This is a genomic window from Paenibacillus sp. cl130, assembly GCF_900116035.1.
GTDB lineage: Bacteria > Bacillota > Bacilli > Paenibacillales > Paenibacillaceae > Paenibacillus > Paenibacillus polymyxa_B.
Genome location: NZ_FOYG01000011.1, coordinates 39,243 through 55,663 on the forward strand (window position 1 = coordinate 39,243; position 16,421 = coordinate 55,663).

Annotated in this window: 14 protein-coding genes; all 14 read left to right on the forward strand. The window is 47.3% G+C overall.

What is annotated here, in order from left to right; genetic code table 11:
* Nucleotides 1–81: 81 nt before the first annotated feature.
* The 14 genes from murA to BM358_RS23685 all read left to right on the forward strand — a co-directional run bounded on the left by murA (nucleotide 82) and on the right by BM358_RS23685 (nucleotide 16,234).
* A complete protein-coding gene (gene murA / locus BM358_RS23615; RefSeq protein WP_028542175.1) occupies nucleotides 82–1,437 on the forward strand; it encodes a UDP-N-acetylglucosamine 1-carboxyvinyltransferase in 1,356 nt (451 codons plus the stop codon).
* Between the two features lie 227 nt (nucleotides 1,438–1,664).
* The gene (gene spoIID, locus BM358_RS23620) at nucleotides 1,665–3,104 is read left to right on the forward strand and encodes a stage II sporulation protein D (RefSeq protein ID WP_028542174.1); all 1,440 of its coding nucleotides are present in this window, start codon (nucleotides 1,665–1,667) and stop codon (nucleotides 3,102–3,104) included.
* A gap of 70 nt (nucleotides 3,105–3,174) precedes the next feature.
* The gene (locus tag BM358_RS23625; RefSeq protein ID WP_013312318.1) at nucleotides 3,175–3,915 is read left to right on the forward strand and encodes a M23 family metallopeptidase; all 741 of its coding nucleotides are present in this window, start codon (nucleotides 3,175–3,177) and stop codon (nucleotides 3,913–3,915) included.
* 201 nt (nucleotides 3,916–4,116) lie between these two features.
* Complete coding sequence (spoIIID, locus tag BM358_RS23630) at nucleotides 4,117–4,404, forward strand: sporulation transcriptional regulator SpoIIID (protein ID WP_007432737.1); 288 nt, start codon at nucleotides 4,117–4,119, stop codon at nucleotides 4,402–4,404.
* A gap of 171 nt (nucleotides 4,405–4,575) precedes the next feature.
* Nucleotides 4,576–5,574, forward strand: a complete 999-nt coding sequence (locus tag BM358_RS23635; protein ID WP_023990703.1) for a rod shape-determining protein — start codon at nucleotides 4,576–4,578, stop codon at nucleotides 5,572–5,574.
* 121 nt (nucleotides 5,575–5,695) lie between these two features.
* Nucleotides 5,696–6,580 (forward strand): flagellar hook-basal body protein, encoded by an 885-nt coding sequence (locus tag BM358_RS23640; protein WP_028542173.1) that lies wholly within the window; start codon nucleotides 5,696–5,698, stop codon nucleotides 6,578–6,580.
* Between the two features lie 13 nt (nucleotides 6,581–6,593).
* Nucleotides 6,594–7,421 (forward strand): flagellar hook-basal body protein, encoded by an 828-nt coding sequence (locus BM358_RS23645; RefSeq protein ID WP_028542172.1) that lies wholly within the window; start codon nucleotides 6,594–6,596, stop codon nucleotides 7,419–7,421.
* 10 nt (nucleotides 7,422–7,431) lie between these two features.
* Nucleotides 7,432–7,644: a DNA-directed RNA polymerase subunit beta gene (locus BM358_RS23650; RefSeq protein WP_028542171.1), complete on the forward strand. Its 213-nt coding sequence runs from the start codon at nucleotides 7,432–7,434 to the stop codon at nucleotides 7,642–7,644.
* A 901-nt stretch (nucleotides 7,645–8,545) separates the two neighbouring features.
* Nucleotides 8,546–8,992: a 3-hydroxyacyl-ACP dehydratase FabZ gene (fabZ, locus tag BM358_RS23660; RefSeq protein ID WP_013312312.1), complete on the forward strand. Its 447-nt coding sequence runs from the start codon at nucleotides 8,546–8,548 to the stop codon at nucleotides 8,990–8,992.
* A gap of 98 nt (nucleotides 8,993–9,090) precedes the next feature.
* Nucleotides 9,091–10,809, forward strand: coding sequence for a phospho-sugar mutase (locus BM358_RS23665; protein ID WP_023990696.1), 1,719 nt, complete (start codon nucleotides 9,091–9,093; stop codon nucleotides 10,807–10,809).
* A 259-nt stretch (nucleotides 10,810–11,068) separates the two neighbouring features.
* Nucleotides 11,069–13,084 carry a DUF5693 family protein gene (locus tag BM358_RS23670; protein ID WP_025724240.1) on the forward strand — a complete coding sequence of 672 codons (2,016 nt, stop codon included), beginning with the start codon at nucleotides 11,069–11,071 and terminating at the stop codon, nucleotides 13,082–13,084.
* Entirely contained in the window at nucleotides 13,060–14,196 is a 1,137-nt protein-coding gene (gene csaB, locus BM358_RS23675; RefSeq protein ID WP_028542170.1) for a polysaccharide pyruvyl transferase CsaB, read from the forward strand. The genes BM358_RS23670 and csaB overlap by 25 nt, the downstream gene beginning before the upstream one ends.
* Nucleotides 14,197–14,204: 8 nt before the next feature.
* Nucleotides 14,205–14,966, forward strand: a complete 762-nt coding sequence (locus BM358_RS23680) for a WecB/TagA/CpsF family glycosyltransferase (protein WP_025724242.1) — start codon at nucleotides 14,205–14,207, stop codon at nucleotides 14,964–14,966.
* A gap of 137 nt (nucleotides 14,967–15,103) precedes the next feature.
* Nucleotides 15,104–16,234 carry a glycosyltransferase family 4 protein gene (locus BM358_RS23685; RefSeq protein ID WP_028542169.1) on the forward strand — a complete coding sequence of 377 codons (1,131 nt, stop codon included), beginning with the start codon at nucleotides 15,104–15,106 and terminating at the stop codon, nucleotides 16,232–16,234.
* The last annotated feature ends 187 nt before the right edge of the window (nucleotides 16,235–16,421 follow it).

Below are 16,421 nucleotides of genomic sequence, written 5' to 3' on the forward strand. Positions count from 1 at the left end.
AAAAGCAAGGCATGAAAATAGCGGAATATGTTCTTTTTTTCCAGAATGGAAAAGGGAAATGACGCGCGGAGGGAACCATAGATGAGCAAATTTATCGTCCGCGGTGGCAACAGATTGACCGGGAGTGTCAAAGTCAGCGGAGCCAAAAACTCAGTTCTGCCGATCATCGCCGCTTCTCTGCTAGGAGAAGAAGGAGAAAGTGTTATTATTGATGCACCTCCTCTAGACGATGTGATGACCATTAACAAAGTGCTGGAGTCCTTAGGAGCAGGCGTTACATACCAAGATGAGGTCATTCGTGTTGACGCGCGGAAGATAATTTCCTGTGAAGCCCCTTACGAGTGGGTTAGGAAAATGCGCGCATCATTCTTGGTTATGGGGCCGCTGCTTACACGTTTGGGACGTACAAGGATCTCGCTTCCAGGCGGATGCGCAATCGGAACGCGACCAATTGATCAGCATTTGAAGGGTTTTGAGGCATTGGGCGCGGAGATTAGCCTGGGCCAAGGTTTTATTGAAGCTAAAAGTAACGGGCGTCTGCGTGGAGCTAAAGTTTATTTGGATGTAGCCAGCGTAGGAGCAACCGAGAATATTATGATGGCCGCTACTCTTGCTGAGGGCGTAACTACCATCGAGAATGCTGCTAAGGAACCTGAGATTGTTGATCTCGCAAATTTCCTGAATGGAATGGGTGCCAAAGTACGCGGTGCGGGCACGGGCGTTATTCGTATTGAAGGCGTTGAGAAGCTGCATGGTGTAAAACATACGGTCATTCCCGACCGGGTAGAAGCAGGTACTTATATGGTTGCTGCTGCGATCACAGGCGGGAACGTATATGTAGAAGGCGCAATATCCGATCATTTAGGACCGGTTATTTCCAAGATGGAAGAAATGGGTGTAACCATTCAACCTGATGAGAACGGAATTCGTGTCATTGCAGATAAGCCGTTAAAGGCCGTTGATGTTAAAACTTTGCCTTATCCTGGTTTTCCTACCGATATGCAGTCTCAGATGATGGCACTTCAACTTGCCGCTGAAGGAACGAGCATTATTACGGAAACCGTGTTTGAAAATCGTTTCATGCATGTGGATGAATTTCATCTCATGAATGCGGAAATTAAGGTTGAAGGTCGTTCCGCCATTGTAACTGGTAATGCTAAGCTGACAGGTGCGAAAGTAACCTCTACAGATTTGCGTGCAGGTGCTGCGTTAATTCTGACCGGACTCATTGCGGAAGGTACAACGGAGGTATCCGGCGTACATCACATCGATCGCGGTTACGTTCATTTGGCTGAGAAGCTGACTGGATTGGGAGCGGACATTTACAGAGTGACCGTGGAAGAGTCCAAACTGAATCATTCGCCCAGTACAGAGCGCGTAATGCCGGAAGAGACGTCGGGAAATCTGTTTAAGAAGATCCAGCCTTCCCTCGCCTAAGCTTTAACGTATGTCGCTTCATGTTGCATAAGTATATTCTTGAACAATAAGGAACCAAGTCCGAAAGGGCTTGGTTTTTTTGTTGTTTGCAACCAGTTTTTTTCATTCTTTCAGTTCTCTTAAAACGGTTCTATCAAAGTGGACGACTTCATATGATTGAAAATATCTGCTGGAGTATATCAGTACTTCCAGCCGGACACTTAGCCCTTTGATGGAGGTTTCAGCCTATGAAAGATTCACAGGTTCGCATCCGTATACCCATTCATCATCCTAAGGAACATCGCCAGGCTTCACTTGCGGAGGAAGGTTCTGGCTCTATAGCTACTTCGTTACAAAAAAATAAGCTTATGCAACAGCAGCCGGACACAAGAGGTACATTGCCGATTGGCGTCAAGCCCAATCGGCGTACAACAGCCGTGCCTTCCGCTGTGAACTCCGTTGATACGGCTTTGCCTATTGCTGGAGCAGCGGTCCATGACACACGCGCTGCAAGCCCGCTGCAGGTGCCGCTACCGCACCTGCGTCCTTCCGCCGGGCGTGCCCCGCGCTGGGGCAGCCGCCGCCCATGGCTGCCATTCGCCGCCATGGCAGGGGTGCTGGTGCTTGCCATGGCTGTGCCCGCGCTAATGGCGTGGCCTCGCCAGACGGCGCAGTCCGTGCCACCGAGCAGTCGCACGGCAGCACCGGCTGCACCTAGCGTAACGGCAAAGGGCGAGACGTCCGTCACGCGCCTGCCGGGTGTCCCGCCGATACCGGCGGTGCCCGCTGCTCCAACGCGCAGCGGGCCGGTGGCGGCAGAGCCGGACGTGCGTGTGTACGTCACGTCTACCGGTCGCACGGAGACGTTACCGCTGGAGCAATACATTGTCGGCGTAGTAGCCGCCGAAATGCCGCCCAGCTTCGAGGGCGAGGCACTGAAAGCGCAGGCCATTGCCGCGCGTACCTTCATTGCCCGGCGTTTGCTGGCTGATGACACCAGCGGTGCCCCGGCGGGAGCAGATGTGACGGATACTGTTAAACATCAGGCTTATATCTCTAAAGCTAAACTTACTAGAGAATGGGGGCACTCTGGTAAATCCGCAGAGCTGGCTAAAATTCAGCAGGCCGTACGAGACACCAAGGATACGATCATGGTATATGAAGGCAAGCCCATTACGGCCTCTTTTTTTTCTACTAGCAATGGCTACACCGAAAATTCAGAGGATGTATGGGCGAAGGCAGTGCCCTATTTACGAAGTGTGTCAAGTCCATGGGACAAGCAGTTGGCCCCACGTTATACAGAAACCGTCACACTGAGTCGTCAGAGTGTGTTCGATAGATTGGGGTTGAGTCGTACTGCGATAGCTGCTTCTACTGGAGGAGGGAGAATGCCAGAGATTCGTATACTCTCTAAGACAGAAGGACATCGCATCAAGAAGATTGAGGTTGGTGGTTCAATCTTTACAGGGCCGGAAATCCGTAACAAACTGGGGCTGCGTTCGGCTGAGTTTACGTGGAAGGCTGAAGGGGACCGGATTGCTATAACAACCTATGGTTATGGTCATGGTGTTGGTATGAGCCAGTGGGGAGCCAATGGAATGGCCAAGGAAGGTCATACTGCCACTCAAATTCTCCTTCACTATTATACTGGCATTTCTTTTGCGCAAGCCTCTCGTATTCTAAGTTAGTAAATATTTCGAAACTTTGAAGTATAAAAGAGTTGCACCCGGTAACACTGGTTACTGAGGTGATGAGCAAATGAATGAACAAAATAAAAACCAGAACCAAAACCATGAAGAAACACCCAAAACCTTTCAGGGTGGAAGAGCTTCACGGCCGTCTTCGTGGAAAAAGCTGTTGTCCAAAAGGTGGGCATACCCGGCAGCCTACATTGCCGCAGCAGCCATTATACTAACCTTAGTATGGGTCTATCAGGATGCCAGCCAGAAGTCTTTCAAACCTGACCCAGCTAGTCCATCGGTACAAAGCACAAGTGCAGTGAACACCGATGTTAACGGACAACAGCCAGAAAGCGTGGAAGTAGTTGCCCAGTCGGAAAATATCGCATGGCCAGTAGCAGATGCTGGCGCAGTACAGGTCGTAAAGCCGTTCTTTGATGAGAACGCGACTGCTGATGAGCAGGCGGCAGCTATGGTAGAGTACGATAAAACATTTACCGCTAACACTGGGATTGATCTTTCCCGGGCCGACGATCAGGCGTTTGAAGTGAGAGCCGCCCTGAGTGGCAAAGTATCTCGTGTGGAACAACATCCGCTGGTAGGTAGTGTCGTAGAAATCACGCATGATAATAATCTCAAAACGGTGTACCAAAGCTTGAGTGATCTGAAAGTAAAAGAAGGCGATCAAGTGAAACAAAACGATGTGATTGCTTCAGCGGGTCGTAACGAGCTTGAAAAGGATTTGAAAACACATCTGCATTTTGAAGTGTATCAGGATGACAAGCCTGTAAATCCAGCTGGTCTGCTTCCTAAAAAATAAATTTGGTCATGGCTTTGCATGCAAAGTGGGGAATCCATATTCCCCGCTTTTTTCTTGTGTAGTTTTTGTGCATAAGGTAAACATAAGCTGCTTTTTCCAAATAAATAGGCCTTCCGAAGCATGTCTTCCCGCCAAACCGCGAATATATAGGCACGCTCCTCATATAATGTACCAAACTATCCACAGTAGGGAGGCGGGAGCGTGCACGATTACATCAAGGAACGGACCATCAAAATCGGTCGCTGTATCGTGGAAACAAGGAATACGGTCCGTACGATTGCCAAGGAATTTGGTGTCTCCAAGAGCACGGTGCATAAAGATCTGACCGAACGGCTGCCTGAAATCAACCCGGATCTTGCCGATCAGGTGAAGCACATTCTCGAATACCATAAATCCATCCGCCATCTGCGGGGAGGAGAAGCGACGAAAATTAAGTACAAAAAAACGAGTGGCAAACGAAGGGAGATTCTCGTTTCTGGCAAGTCCTAAAAATATATAGTGAATTGGCTGGCAAAGCCATTGAATCAACCCCCTGAAGTATGATATGTTAAAAGATGGTACAAGACGAAAAATGACATGTAACCGTAGGTTTATACATATATTTGCCGCTTCTTGTCGAATCTTAGCTTTTTAAAATATCACTTTGGGGGCCTTTTTAATATGTTCAGTAATGATATCGGTATCGACCTCGGTACGGCCAACGTGCTTATCCACGTCAAAGGGAAGGGGGTTGTTCTTGACGAACCTTCCGTTGTCGCGATAGAAAGCGATACAAAAAGAGTTCTGGCTGTCGGAGAGGAAGCGCGCCGTATGGTGGGACGTACTCCTGGTAATATCATAGCCATCCGTCCATTACGTGATGGTGTCATCGCTGATTTTGAAGTAACAGAAGCGATGTTAAAATATTTTATCAATCGGGTAGGGGGAAAAAGCTGGTACAGCCACCCTCGTATTCTAATTTGTGCGCCGACGAACATTACCTCAGTGGAGCAAAAAGCGATTCGTGAAGCGGCGGAGCGTAGCGGGGCCAAGGAAGTATTTTTGGAGGAAGAGCCAAAAGCGGCTGCCATCGGAGCAGGAATGGATATTTTTGAGCCTAGCGGCAACATGGTAGTGGATATTGGTGGCGGAACGACTGACGTTGCAGTCCTCTCTATGGGGGATGTCGTAACGGCTTCTTCCATTAAAATGGCAGGGGACAAATTTGATACAGCCATCATGAAATATGTAAAAACGAAGTACAAGCTTCTGATCGGGGAACGTACGGCTGAGGATATCAAGATTGCTATCGGAACCGTGCATCCGAGCGGACGTCGTGCAGAGATGGACATCCGTGGACGGGATATGGTATCCGGATTGCCCAAAACGTTAAGTATTTCTGCGGATGAAGTGCAGGATGCGCTTAGAGATCCTGTATCGGCGATTGTTGCTGCGGCCAAGTTTGTATTGGAGCAGACCCCACCGGAACTGTCAGCTGATATTATTGACCGTGGTGTTATTTTGACTGGTGGCGGTGCCTTGCTTAGCGGATTGGACGAGCTGCTTGCTGAAGAACTGCGTGTTCCAGTACTGGTTGCCGAAGATCCGATGCATTGTGTTGTTAAAGGTACAGGAATTATGCTGGATAATTTGGATCATGTGGTTAAGAAAAAGTTCTAATCTGCCGATAGTGACTATAAGAGACTCGTGTGCGGTCAGACAGGTTGCCTAGCATTTTGGCTTTCGTGCCTCCGCGCGAGCATGTGATTTTAGCAGAGTATAGGATTGGGGTGCACGATACATGTTGAGAGGTTTATATACTGCGGCCGCCGGATTGATGACACAACAACGACGCCATGACACCGTGACGCAAAATATTGCTAATATGAATACGACGGGATACAAACAGGAGAACAGTGTTCAGCGTTCTTTCCCCGAAATGCTTATTTCCATGACGGGTGGTAACCCTGATAACCCGGACCGTACGGTCGGCAAGCTCAATACTGGCGTTTTTGCTGAGGAAAGCCTCTCCCCTTACATTCAGGGAGCATTAAAGGACAGTGGACAAGCGACGGATTTTGCGATACAGTCCAATATTAATGTGAACGACCCAGCTACTGGTCAACCTATGGCTTTTGATCAGGCAGGGAAATTCATCAATGCTAACGGTGAAGTCACCTACCGTCCAGAAGCATTTTTTACGGTGCGGGACAGTAATGGTAACGTTCGTTATACACGTGATGGACATTTTCAAGTAAATGGAGCGGGAGCATTGTTTTCATCGACTGGCTCAGCGGTGCTGGATACGAATGGAAACCCGATTCAATTGACGGGGGCTGTCTCAGAGCTTAAAGTAAATGAGCGGGGCGAATTGGTAGATAGCCAGTCCAACCAGACATTGGGAACGACGCTCGGTATTAGTGTCATTGATCGTCCGTACCAGCTCGTTCGTGAGGGCAATGGAAATTTTCGCCTGAATGATACTGACGGTGCTACAGCTAGAATGATGACTGCTAACGATGCTGTATCCGTTCGTCAAGGTTATCTGGAGGTATCTAATGTAGATGCTTCACAGTCGATGGTGGATATGATGGCTGCGTTAAGAGCGTATGAGGCGAATCAGAAGGTAATTCAATTTTATGATAAAAGCTTGGACAAGGCCGTTAATGAAGTAGGCCGTGTATAACAGGGGGTAAGTGATGAACAACTCCATGATTGGCGCAATGGTATCTATGGCCAGTGTGCAGCAGCGTTTGGATTTAATTGCCGATAATATTGCTAATATCAATACAGTGGGTTATAAGAGTAAACAGGGTTCCTTTGAAGATGTATTGGCCAATGTGCAGCAACAGCCTTCAACGTATCTCCAAAATGGACGGGCCATGCCGCTCGGCTATAATTTGGGCTACGGAGTTAAAACGGCCGCAATCATGAAAAATATGGAGCAAGGTCCGCTCAAGGAGACGGGACTTCCTACCGATCTGGCGATTCAAGGTAATGCCATGTTTGAAGTTCAGGGAAATGGGCAAAAAGCTTGGACCCGTGACGGTAGCTTTCATTTTGTTCCTGATCCGAATGATAGTGCGACGATGATGTTGACCACTGCTGAAGGTTATTCCGTGCTGGATAACAATGATGTTCCTGTGACTGCTCCAGCGGGTTCCAAGGTGGCTATTAACTCGGATGGTGAATTGCTGATTCGTGCTAATGGAACTGGGGCTCCGACAGTTGGTCAGAGAATCAAGCTAATGGATGTACAGCGTCCAGAAGGACTGGAACAGCGGGATGATAACCTATTCGTGTTGTTGAATGGTGTAACAGAGGCAAATGTATTCGGAGCTGCAGGTGTGGCAGGTGCTGTTCCAGCGGACGTATCTTTGCGTTCCGGTTATCTTGAGGAATCTAATGTGGATTTAGCGGGCGAAATGACGGATATGATGCAAGTTCAGCGGATGTATCAAATGGCGGCACGGGCATTAACTTCTAGTGATACGATGATGAACCTGGCCAACAATCTGAGGGCTTAAGGATTTGGTGATGAAAGAAGAACAATCTGATTCCCGTCCGGTGCCTGAAAAGACGAAGTCCCGCTGGCGTACTGCTCGTTATTTCGTAGTTCCGTTGCTGCTTCTGTTCTCGCTGTTAGGCGGCTTAATTGCAGGATATGTAATTGTAGGTAAGCAAGGGTTGTCAGGCGTATTCGAATGGAAAACCTGGCAGCATGTGATTGATCTTATATTTGCGCCTTAGTTTACTTTAAATGAGTGGGGGCGGGAAAAGGTCGCTCCGCGAATGATTTGATCTTACGATCGCTATTGCAGCGGGATTTTCTTATTTGATAAATTATTCAGATGTAAAAATCCCGTTGCAAAGGCGAACGCTCGCGCTTCTCCAGATTCAAATCCTTCGCTCCGCTGCTACCCGCCATCAGGGCCACTTTTATTAAAATAACCCCCCGCAATTTGTGTGGGGAGTATAGCATAACAAAACCCTGTGCCAGTGGCGCAGGGTTTTGTTATGCCTTCAGGCAGGAGCCTTCAAACGCAGTGACGGGCAGCTTGCAGCCATTGGACACAATCGCAGAGGCCTTCGGTTGTTTCACTGCCCTTCACGGCAAGCGAGTATTATTGAAGCGAGGCTTTCCTTTTGAGCCAAAAGTAACTCGGCGGAGGGGTTTATTTGAATCTGGAGAAGCGATAGCGTTCGCCTTTGCCCCTAAATTTTAACCTTGCAGGTATTATAAAATGAAAAAATTTAGGGGCAACAGCGATCGGAAGATCAAATAAATCACGTAGCCCTTCCCCCCTTGGCTCAAATGAAACTTCGCTTCACCCCCATAATAGGAGCACCCAATATGGTACTTCCGCGTAATTTTCTTTTTGTATCTGATAACTGTATAATGATGGGGAAGTTTATAACACTGCGGGGTAAAACCAAGCACGGGCAAAAGGGCTTCTTCGCGCCTCAGGTTGCATAACCGGCGGAAAAAGCCCCTTATCTCAACCTCCACTTCTGCAGTAGGTGAAGGATATCTAACATTGTTGCCGCCAAGAGCTGTTTTTATGCAGCGCAGGCGGGGTAATATTATGCTTGCAGTAACTCATGACTGATACAGAGTCAAACCTGCAAGCGGGAGGAGTTATTAAGGTAAATGGACAAATTGCAATTGGATGTTAATCAAATTCAGGAGATTATCCCACATCGAGCGCCATTTTTATTGGTGGATCGTATTATTGAGCTGGAGGAAGGGAAAAGAGCAGTGGGCATTAAAAATGTAACGATGAATGAGCCTCATTTCATTGGACATTTTCCGGGGTATCCCGTTATGCCTGGTGTGTTGATCACCGAAGCACTGGCTCAAGTTGGGGCTGTCGCATTACTGCATCTAGAGAGCAATCGTGGCAAAATCGGGTTCTTGGCAGGGTTGGATGGTTTCCGTTTCCGTGGACAGGTGGTTCCTGGGGATACGCTTACGCTTGAAGTGGAAATCACTCGTTCCAAAGGCGCATTTGGCAAAGGGAAAGCTACGGCTAAAGTAGGCGATACGGTAGTAGCTGAGGGCGAAATTATGTTTGCTTTATCTGACCCTCCCCAATAAATAAAGCTCTGCCGACATAAGCACGACGTCTGAACTGAGTGCATGTGTACATAGAAATCCTGTTTTGACAACCCAAAAATGGAGAGGGGAAATTCCGTATGACGCAGTTGAGTAAAAAAGCATTAGAAGGCATTGAGAGCTGGCTGCAAGACCCTTATATTGATGAAGAGACCAAACAGGAGTTGCGCGCATTGGAAGGCAACGAGCAGGAACTGGAGGATCGCTTTTACAAAGAGCTGGAATTTGGTACAGGCGGTCTGCGTGGAGTGATCGGGGCAGGAAGTAACCGGATGAACCGTTACGTCATTGGACGTGCGACTCAAGGGCTGGCTCGCTATATTTTAGAACAGCATGCTGGTAAAGAAGGCAAACCTTCGGTTGTCATTGCACATGATTCGCGTCATTTTTCACCAGAATTTGCTCTGGATGCAGCTTTGGTGCTGGCAGGCAATGGTATCGTGGCTAAGTTGTTCCCTTCCTTGCGTCCAACGCCACAGCTTTCGTTTAGTGTACGTCATTTGGGAGCCAGTGGAGGGATTGTTGTGACAGCGAGTCACAATCCTCCTGAGTACAATGGATACAAGGTATACAACGATGAAGGGGGTCAGCTTGTTCCTGATCAGGCTGAACAGGTAATTGGTTATATCCGTGAGGTTCCTTCTTTTGCCGACATTCGCAGTCTGACACGTGAAGAAGCTGAGGCACAGGGATTGTTGGTTTGGCTTGGAGAAGAGGAAGATGAAGCGTTTGTAGATACGGTAGCCAGTGTGAGTGTGAACCGTGAGCTGATTGCAGCCGGACCTGGCAAAAACTTCAAAGTTGTGTTTACACCTCTCCATGGTACTGGAAATGAACCGGTTCGTCGTGTGCTGAAGAAGATCGGTTTTGAACAGGTGCATATAGTGCCTGAGCAAGAGCTGCCAGATGCTGAGTTTTCGACTGTCAAGTCGCCAAACCCGGAAGAACGTGATGCGTTTAAACTGGCAATCGCGCTGGGTGAGAAAATTGGTGCGGATCTGTTGATCGGAACAGACCCTGATGCTGACCGTATGGGTGCAGTTGTGAAAAACCGTGATGGCGAATATGTGGTATTGTCCGGTAATCAGTCTGGCGCGATCATGGTTTACTACTTGTTGAATCAGCTGAAAGAAACAGGCAAGCTTCCGAATAATGGGGCGGTTATCAAAACCATCGTAACCAGCGAAATGGGTGCAGTCATTGCCGAACATTTTGGAGCAACTGTGTTTAACACGCTAACTGGCTTCAAGTATATTGGCGAGAAAATGAACCAGTTTGACGAAACTGGCGAGTACACCTACCTGTTTGGCTATGAAGAGAGCTATGGTTATTTGGCAGGGAATTATGCTCGCGATAAGGATGCTGTCTTGGCGGCTATGCTGATCGCTGAAGCTGCTGCTTATTACAGCACACAAGGTAAGACGCTCTATGATGTTTTACAAGAGCTGTATGAGCAGTTTGGCTACTTCCTTGAGAAGCTGGAGTCTCGTACCCTTAAGGGTAAGGATGGAGTGGCACAAATTCAGGGCAAAATGACCGATTGGCGTAGCAACGCGCCTCAAGAGATTGCAGGCGTGAAGGTAGACAAGGTACTGGACTACTCACAAGGTCTGGACGGACTTCCACAGGAAAATGTACTCAAATTTTTACTGGAGGACGGTTCGTGGTTTTGCCTGCGCCCTTCGGGAACGGAGCCAAAAATCAAAGTATACTTTGCGGTACGCGGTTCCTCGCTGTCAGACGCGGAGCAAAGAATTAGCCACCTGGTCGATGCTGTTATGGCTCGCGTAGACGCTTGAGAAAAATCCCTTTATAATAGAATAGGTTAAGGTAATTGGATAAGATTTAGTAATCGGTGACCTCTCACGGCAAAGGGCAGTACGCCGTGGAGGTCATTTCTGTATTGCAGAATAACCTGGAAGAGGCTTTGGGAAAATAGCCTTATTCCGGCAACGGAGGATTTTGCAAAATTCAATGAGTGACCTACCAAAAGGCTGAGTACGGCAAGGTGGGCAGCATTGAATTTTGCAAAATCCCGAATATTAAGGAGGTTCTTTGGTGTATCAGAAATGGCAGTATTGGAATACGGCTTCTCGAAAATGGTTATGGATTTTGGTGGCTGTCGGCTTGCTGGCTTCCATTCCGGTCATCGCCGATCGTGTGAAGACAGAATCCTCGAGTAAAAAAGTAGAGATTGTATTCGATTATCGGGATTTGACGGAGGCAGCCTCGTATCAGGCTCACCCGCAGGACTATCTGAATGAGCAACTTGACCGCTTACAGCAAGCGGGTGTGAACAGCATGGCTATGTATGAAAGTACGTTGGATGATTTCCGTAAAGCGGGTCGCGTCGTAACCTATACGACTCAGAACGTTGCCGATATGGAAAAACGGCTTTCACCTGCAAATGAGAATTTTACGTATATTGTTTTCGCTGATAAAGAAAATGCCGAGGCATTAAAGCCGTTAATTTTACGTACGTTTACAAGCCTGGACATCAATGTAAAACCTTGGACTTATCAGGGACAGGAAGGGTTAGTTGTGGAAACATCTCCAGAGGATGCGTATCTCAAGCCCATGCAGCCTGACCCGATTGCGATGAAGCAGCTTCGGAGCAAAGGATTTTTTATTGTTCCACGGATGAGCGACAGTCTTCCTTACAACCAGGAGTTGACGGAAGAGATGCTTGCTTCCTTTCAGCAGAATGGTGTAAAACGCATTTTGTTTGAAGGTGATTCAGTCAAAGGCTTCACTGATAACGAGAAAGAGCATAGCTTGGCGGCATTTGCTAAATTGCTGAACAAATACGATATTGGCCTAGCTGCTATCGAAAACTTAAAAAAACCGCAAGCAGGCTTCAATAAGCTCGCTTACGATATCCACTATAACGTTGTGCGTTTATACTCATTGAGCGATAAAGATTCAACGCTCGATGTGGAAACGTTGGCCGATCGTTTTGCATTGGCTACCAAGGATCGTAATATTCGCATGTTGTATCTGAATACCGCGCCTAGCCGTAGTATTGCTGAAGCCAAGGTGAAGGATTCGGTAGATAACCTAATCCACAGCTTGGACAAGCCGGGTAACGCTGTACAACGGATGGAGAAAAAGGGGTTTGAACTTGGACAGGCTGAACCGTTCCAAGTCGTCGATTCGTCCATTCAGCGCTATCTGAAAATGATTGTCGTACTGGGTGCACTGGCATTCTTCTCCATTATGGTGTCCTATTTCGTCCCGGCATTGACTTTGCTGGCATTTTCACTCGGTTTGGTAGGTTCAGCAGGACTTTATGTTTTGAACTCCAGCTTGATGGAGCAAGGTCTAGCCCTACTCGCGGCGATTAGCGGACCTACGGTTGCAATGATTATCGCCGTGCGTACGATTAGAATTAAACGTGAACAGGGGTCCGAACTTTCTGTAGGTCAGCGTTTGATTCAAACGCTTATACTGTACGTACAGACAGCGATTTTGTCGCTGGCTGCAGTGCCTTTTGTTATTGCTCTGTTGAATAGTATTGCTTACAGCCTTGTGCTGAACCAATTTAGAGGTGTAAGCTTGCTTCACATTCTGCCGATCTTCTTAGCAGCGATATATATTTTCTTTTATCGTGGTGTTTCTATACGGGAGGAAATTTCCAAGCTGCTACGTACGCCGATTACTGTATTGTGGGTGATCGCACTGGCTGTTATCGCAGCCGCAGGCTATTACTATTTGACTCGTACCGGAAATGCGGGTACGGTGTCGAACACGGAGCTGGTTTTCCGGAACTTCCTTGAAAATGCGTTTGGTGTACGTCCGCGCAATAAGGAATTTTTGATGGCTCACCCACTGTTTATTGCAGGGGCGTTCCTGGCTTTGAAATATCGCAAAGCAATCTATTTACTGATTATAGCTGCTATTGGCCAAGCCTCTATGGTGGATACCTTTGCTCACATTCACTCTCCAGCGGCACTGTCGCTTAGTCGCGGGCTGTTAGGATTGGGCTTCGGTCTGGTGCTGGGAATCATCGCAATTGTCGTGTGGCAAGTGCTGGAAGGGTGTTGGAAGAAATGGTCACCACAGCTCAAACGATAATCATCTCGGGTTATTACGGCTCTCACAATAGTGGAGATGAGGCCGTGCTTAAGTCGATTTTGACAGCTTTAGAGGAGGAGAGTCGTCAGGCGGGGATTACAATCAAGCCTGTTGTTCTGTCTTCTGACCCCGCTTGGACACAGAAAATGTACGGAGTAGAAGCTGTACCGCGGATGAGTCTGGGGGAAGTTCGTAGAGCGATTAAAAACAGCGATGGGCTAATAAGTGGCGGCGGGAGTTTGCTCCAGGATGCAACAAGCCCTAAAAGCATTCCGTATTATCTGGCAATTCTGAAACTGGCCCAATGGGCTGGAAAGCCGACGTTTGTATATGCTCAGGGCATTGGTCCGGTACAACGGAAGATATTTTATCCTATGATCCGTTCTGTGTTTCAGCGCTGTGAATATGTTTCTGTAAGAGATGAGCAGTCTGCCGCACTGCTGGGTACTATGAAACTGAAGCGCCCGGTTGTCAAAGTTGTTCCTGATCCGGTAATGGGGCTTCCATTGCCCGCGGGTTCCGAGCTGCATAAAGCAGCATTTGAGACTGATATGGATAAAATTCCAATCGTTGGCGTATCTGTACGTTACTGGGATAAAGAACGTCGCGATTTAACGGCTATTGCGGACGGCTTAAAAAGATTAGCTGCTGAGCGCCGTGTACACTTACGCTTTTTACCTTTCCATCTGCCTGATGACGAGCAGGCTTCAAGGATGGTAATGGATTTGTTGGGGGATATTAGGGGGACGGGGAGCCTTGTCAGCATGTGTGATCAAGTCACCGATCCTCAACAGATGCTTTTGGAAGTCAGCCGTTGCAGTTTGATGATCGGGATGCGATTACACAGCTTGATCTATGCAGCATCCCACCAGGTGCCTCCGTTGGGGATATCCTACGATCCTAAAATTGACCATTTCCTCAGCCGTGTCGGTAGCCAGCCTGTAGGCACTACAGAGGCACTGGATGGACAAAAACTGGCTAATGAGTCTATGCGGTTGCTAGATCAGCGAAGTCAATGGATCGAGAGCCAGGGAGCGGCCATTGCTTTGTTAAAAAGTGAGGCTCGCTTACCGGCACAGCATATCGTTAATTACTTGTGTCGCAAAGGATGATGGATACAGTGACAGTTGATAAGGTTACGAATGTGCCTACCGTCCCGATTTTCGGTGTTCCGGTATCAAGGCTTAATATGAAAGATACATTAAATGTATTAGTTCAAGCAGTGGAGTCTCGCCAGCCCCATCAAGTGATCACTGCCAATCCGATTATGGTAATGGCTGCATTGGAAGATCCAGTGTACATGAACGTGATGAAACAGGCAGAGTTGATTGTTCCGGATGGGACTGGTGTGGTCTGGGCTGCAAACTATGTAGGACATCCTGTACCTGAGCGGGTAGCGGGCTTTGACTTGTTACATGAATTACTTGCAGCTGGAGAAAACTATCATTGGAAGGTTTATTTACTGGGATCAACATCTGAGGTGATTCAAGCGACCGCAAAGCGGGTACATGAGCTTTATCCCGCAATTACGGTTTGTGGCAAGCGTGATGGTTTTTTTGGACCTAAAGAGGATGAAGCCGTGATTGCAGCCATTCGTGAAGCAAATCCTGATTTGTTGTTTGTAGCACGTGGAGCGGACACGCAGGAACCCTGGATTGGTAAATATAAGGAACAGCTGGGTGTACCGGTGATGATGGGGGTTGGCGGTAGCTTCGATGTTATATCAGGCAGAACCAAACGCGCACCTAAATTGTTTCAAAAGCTACGGGCTGAATGGTTATATAGACTCCTTAAAGAGCCAAGCCGTTACAAAAGAATGCTTGCGCTGCCGAAATTCGCCGCGAAAGTGATGCGCGAAAAAGAAAACGTCACAAAAGTGTGATAAATAGCTTGAATCTGCCTACAAAACCCGCTAATTTGCCAGAATATGAAGCTTGGTATTTATTTTTGATCAGAGTATAATTCAATGCGGTTACATCTGAAAAGGGATTGCTTTAAAATTGGGGGTCGAATGATCAAATGTTATTGATCTATATTATTGGGTTCATCATGGCACTGGGACTTGCGCTGTTACTGACACCGCTCGTCAAGAAATTCGCTGTGAAGGTTGGAGCCGTCGATGTACCGAATGCCCGAAAAGTACATACCCGAATTATGCCGCGTCTTGGCGGACTGGGGATTTTCTTGGCATTTCTGTTGTCCTTATTGGCGGTGTTACCTTTTGTGCCTGACGGAATGCTGTCCTCTCGGGATATTAACTTTATCGCAGCCTTTCTGATTGGTGGTACGCTGATTACACTGATTGGTGCTCTCGATGATCGTTTTGATCTCAATGCAAAATTGAAATTTTTGGCTCAAATTGCCGTTGCGTGTATGGTCGTGTTTGCTTTTGATATTCGTGTAGATTTTGTAAATGTACCTTTTCAGGATGCATACTCATCTTTGGAAAGCTGGATTTCCATTCCGCTTACGATTTTTTGGATCGTAGGTGTAACGAATGCCATCAATTTGATTGACGGTCTGGATGGACTGGCTGCAGGTGTCTCAGGAATTGCGATTGGAACTATCTTTGTGATGTCGGTACTGATGGGCAATTACATGGTAGCTATGCTTTGTCTTGTGCTGCTGGGCAGTATTATCGGATTCTTATTTTTTAACTTTCATCCTGCGAAGATATTCATGGGTGATACAGGGTCATTATTTTTAGGTTTCTCTCTGGCCATGCTATCCATGCTTGGTTTCAAGCAAATTGCTATCGTATCTTTTATTACGCCATTGATTATTATCGGTGTACCTTTGTCAGATACATTCTTTGCTATCATTCGTCGCAAGTTGCAGAAAAAACCGATTTTCTCTCCGGATAAAGGTCATTTGCATCACTGCTTACGCGAACTAGGTTTCAGTCACAGACAGACGGTGTTGATTATCTACGGTATTGCTGCATTTTTCGGTGTATTGGCGGTGATTCAATCGTCTGCTGCGCTTAATGAAGCGAACTGGGTCACCTTTGTCGTGATTTGTATTATGATGTTCTTCCTACAGATCGGTGCAGAGGTTATTGGTCTTGTTGGCAAAACCAAACGCCCAGTTATTAATACACTGATTCGGTTGCTGGCTAAGCCAGATTCCCAAACACGTTCGAAATTATAATTTTAATTTAAAAGTAAGTCTTCAAGCTTGGCGGTATACCGCGGGTTTGAAGGCTTTTTTGATGTTTGCTGTAAAAAAACTCCCTCCTTTTTTGAGAATTTACTAATTTTTTGTATGTTTACTACCGATAAAAAAAGTATTGAATGATTACGTACCCCAAGGTGCGACAGAATCAAAGGAGGACAAT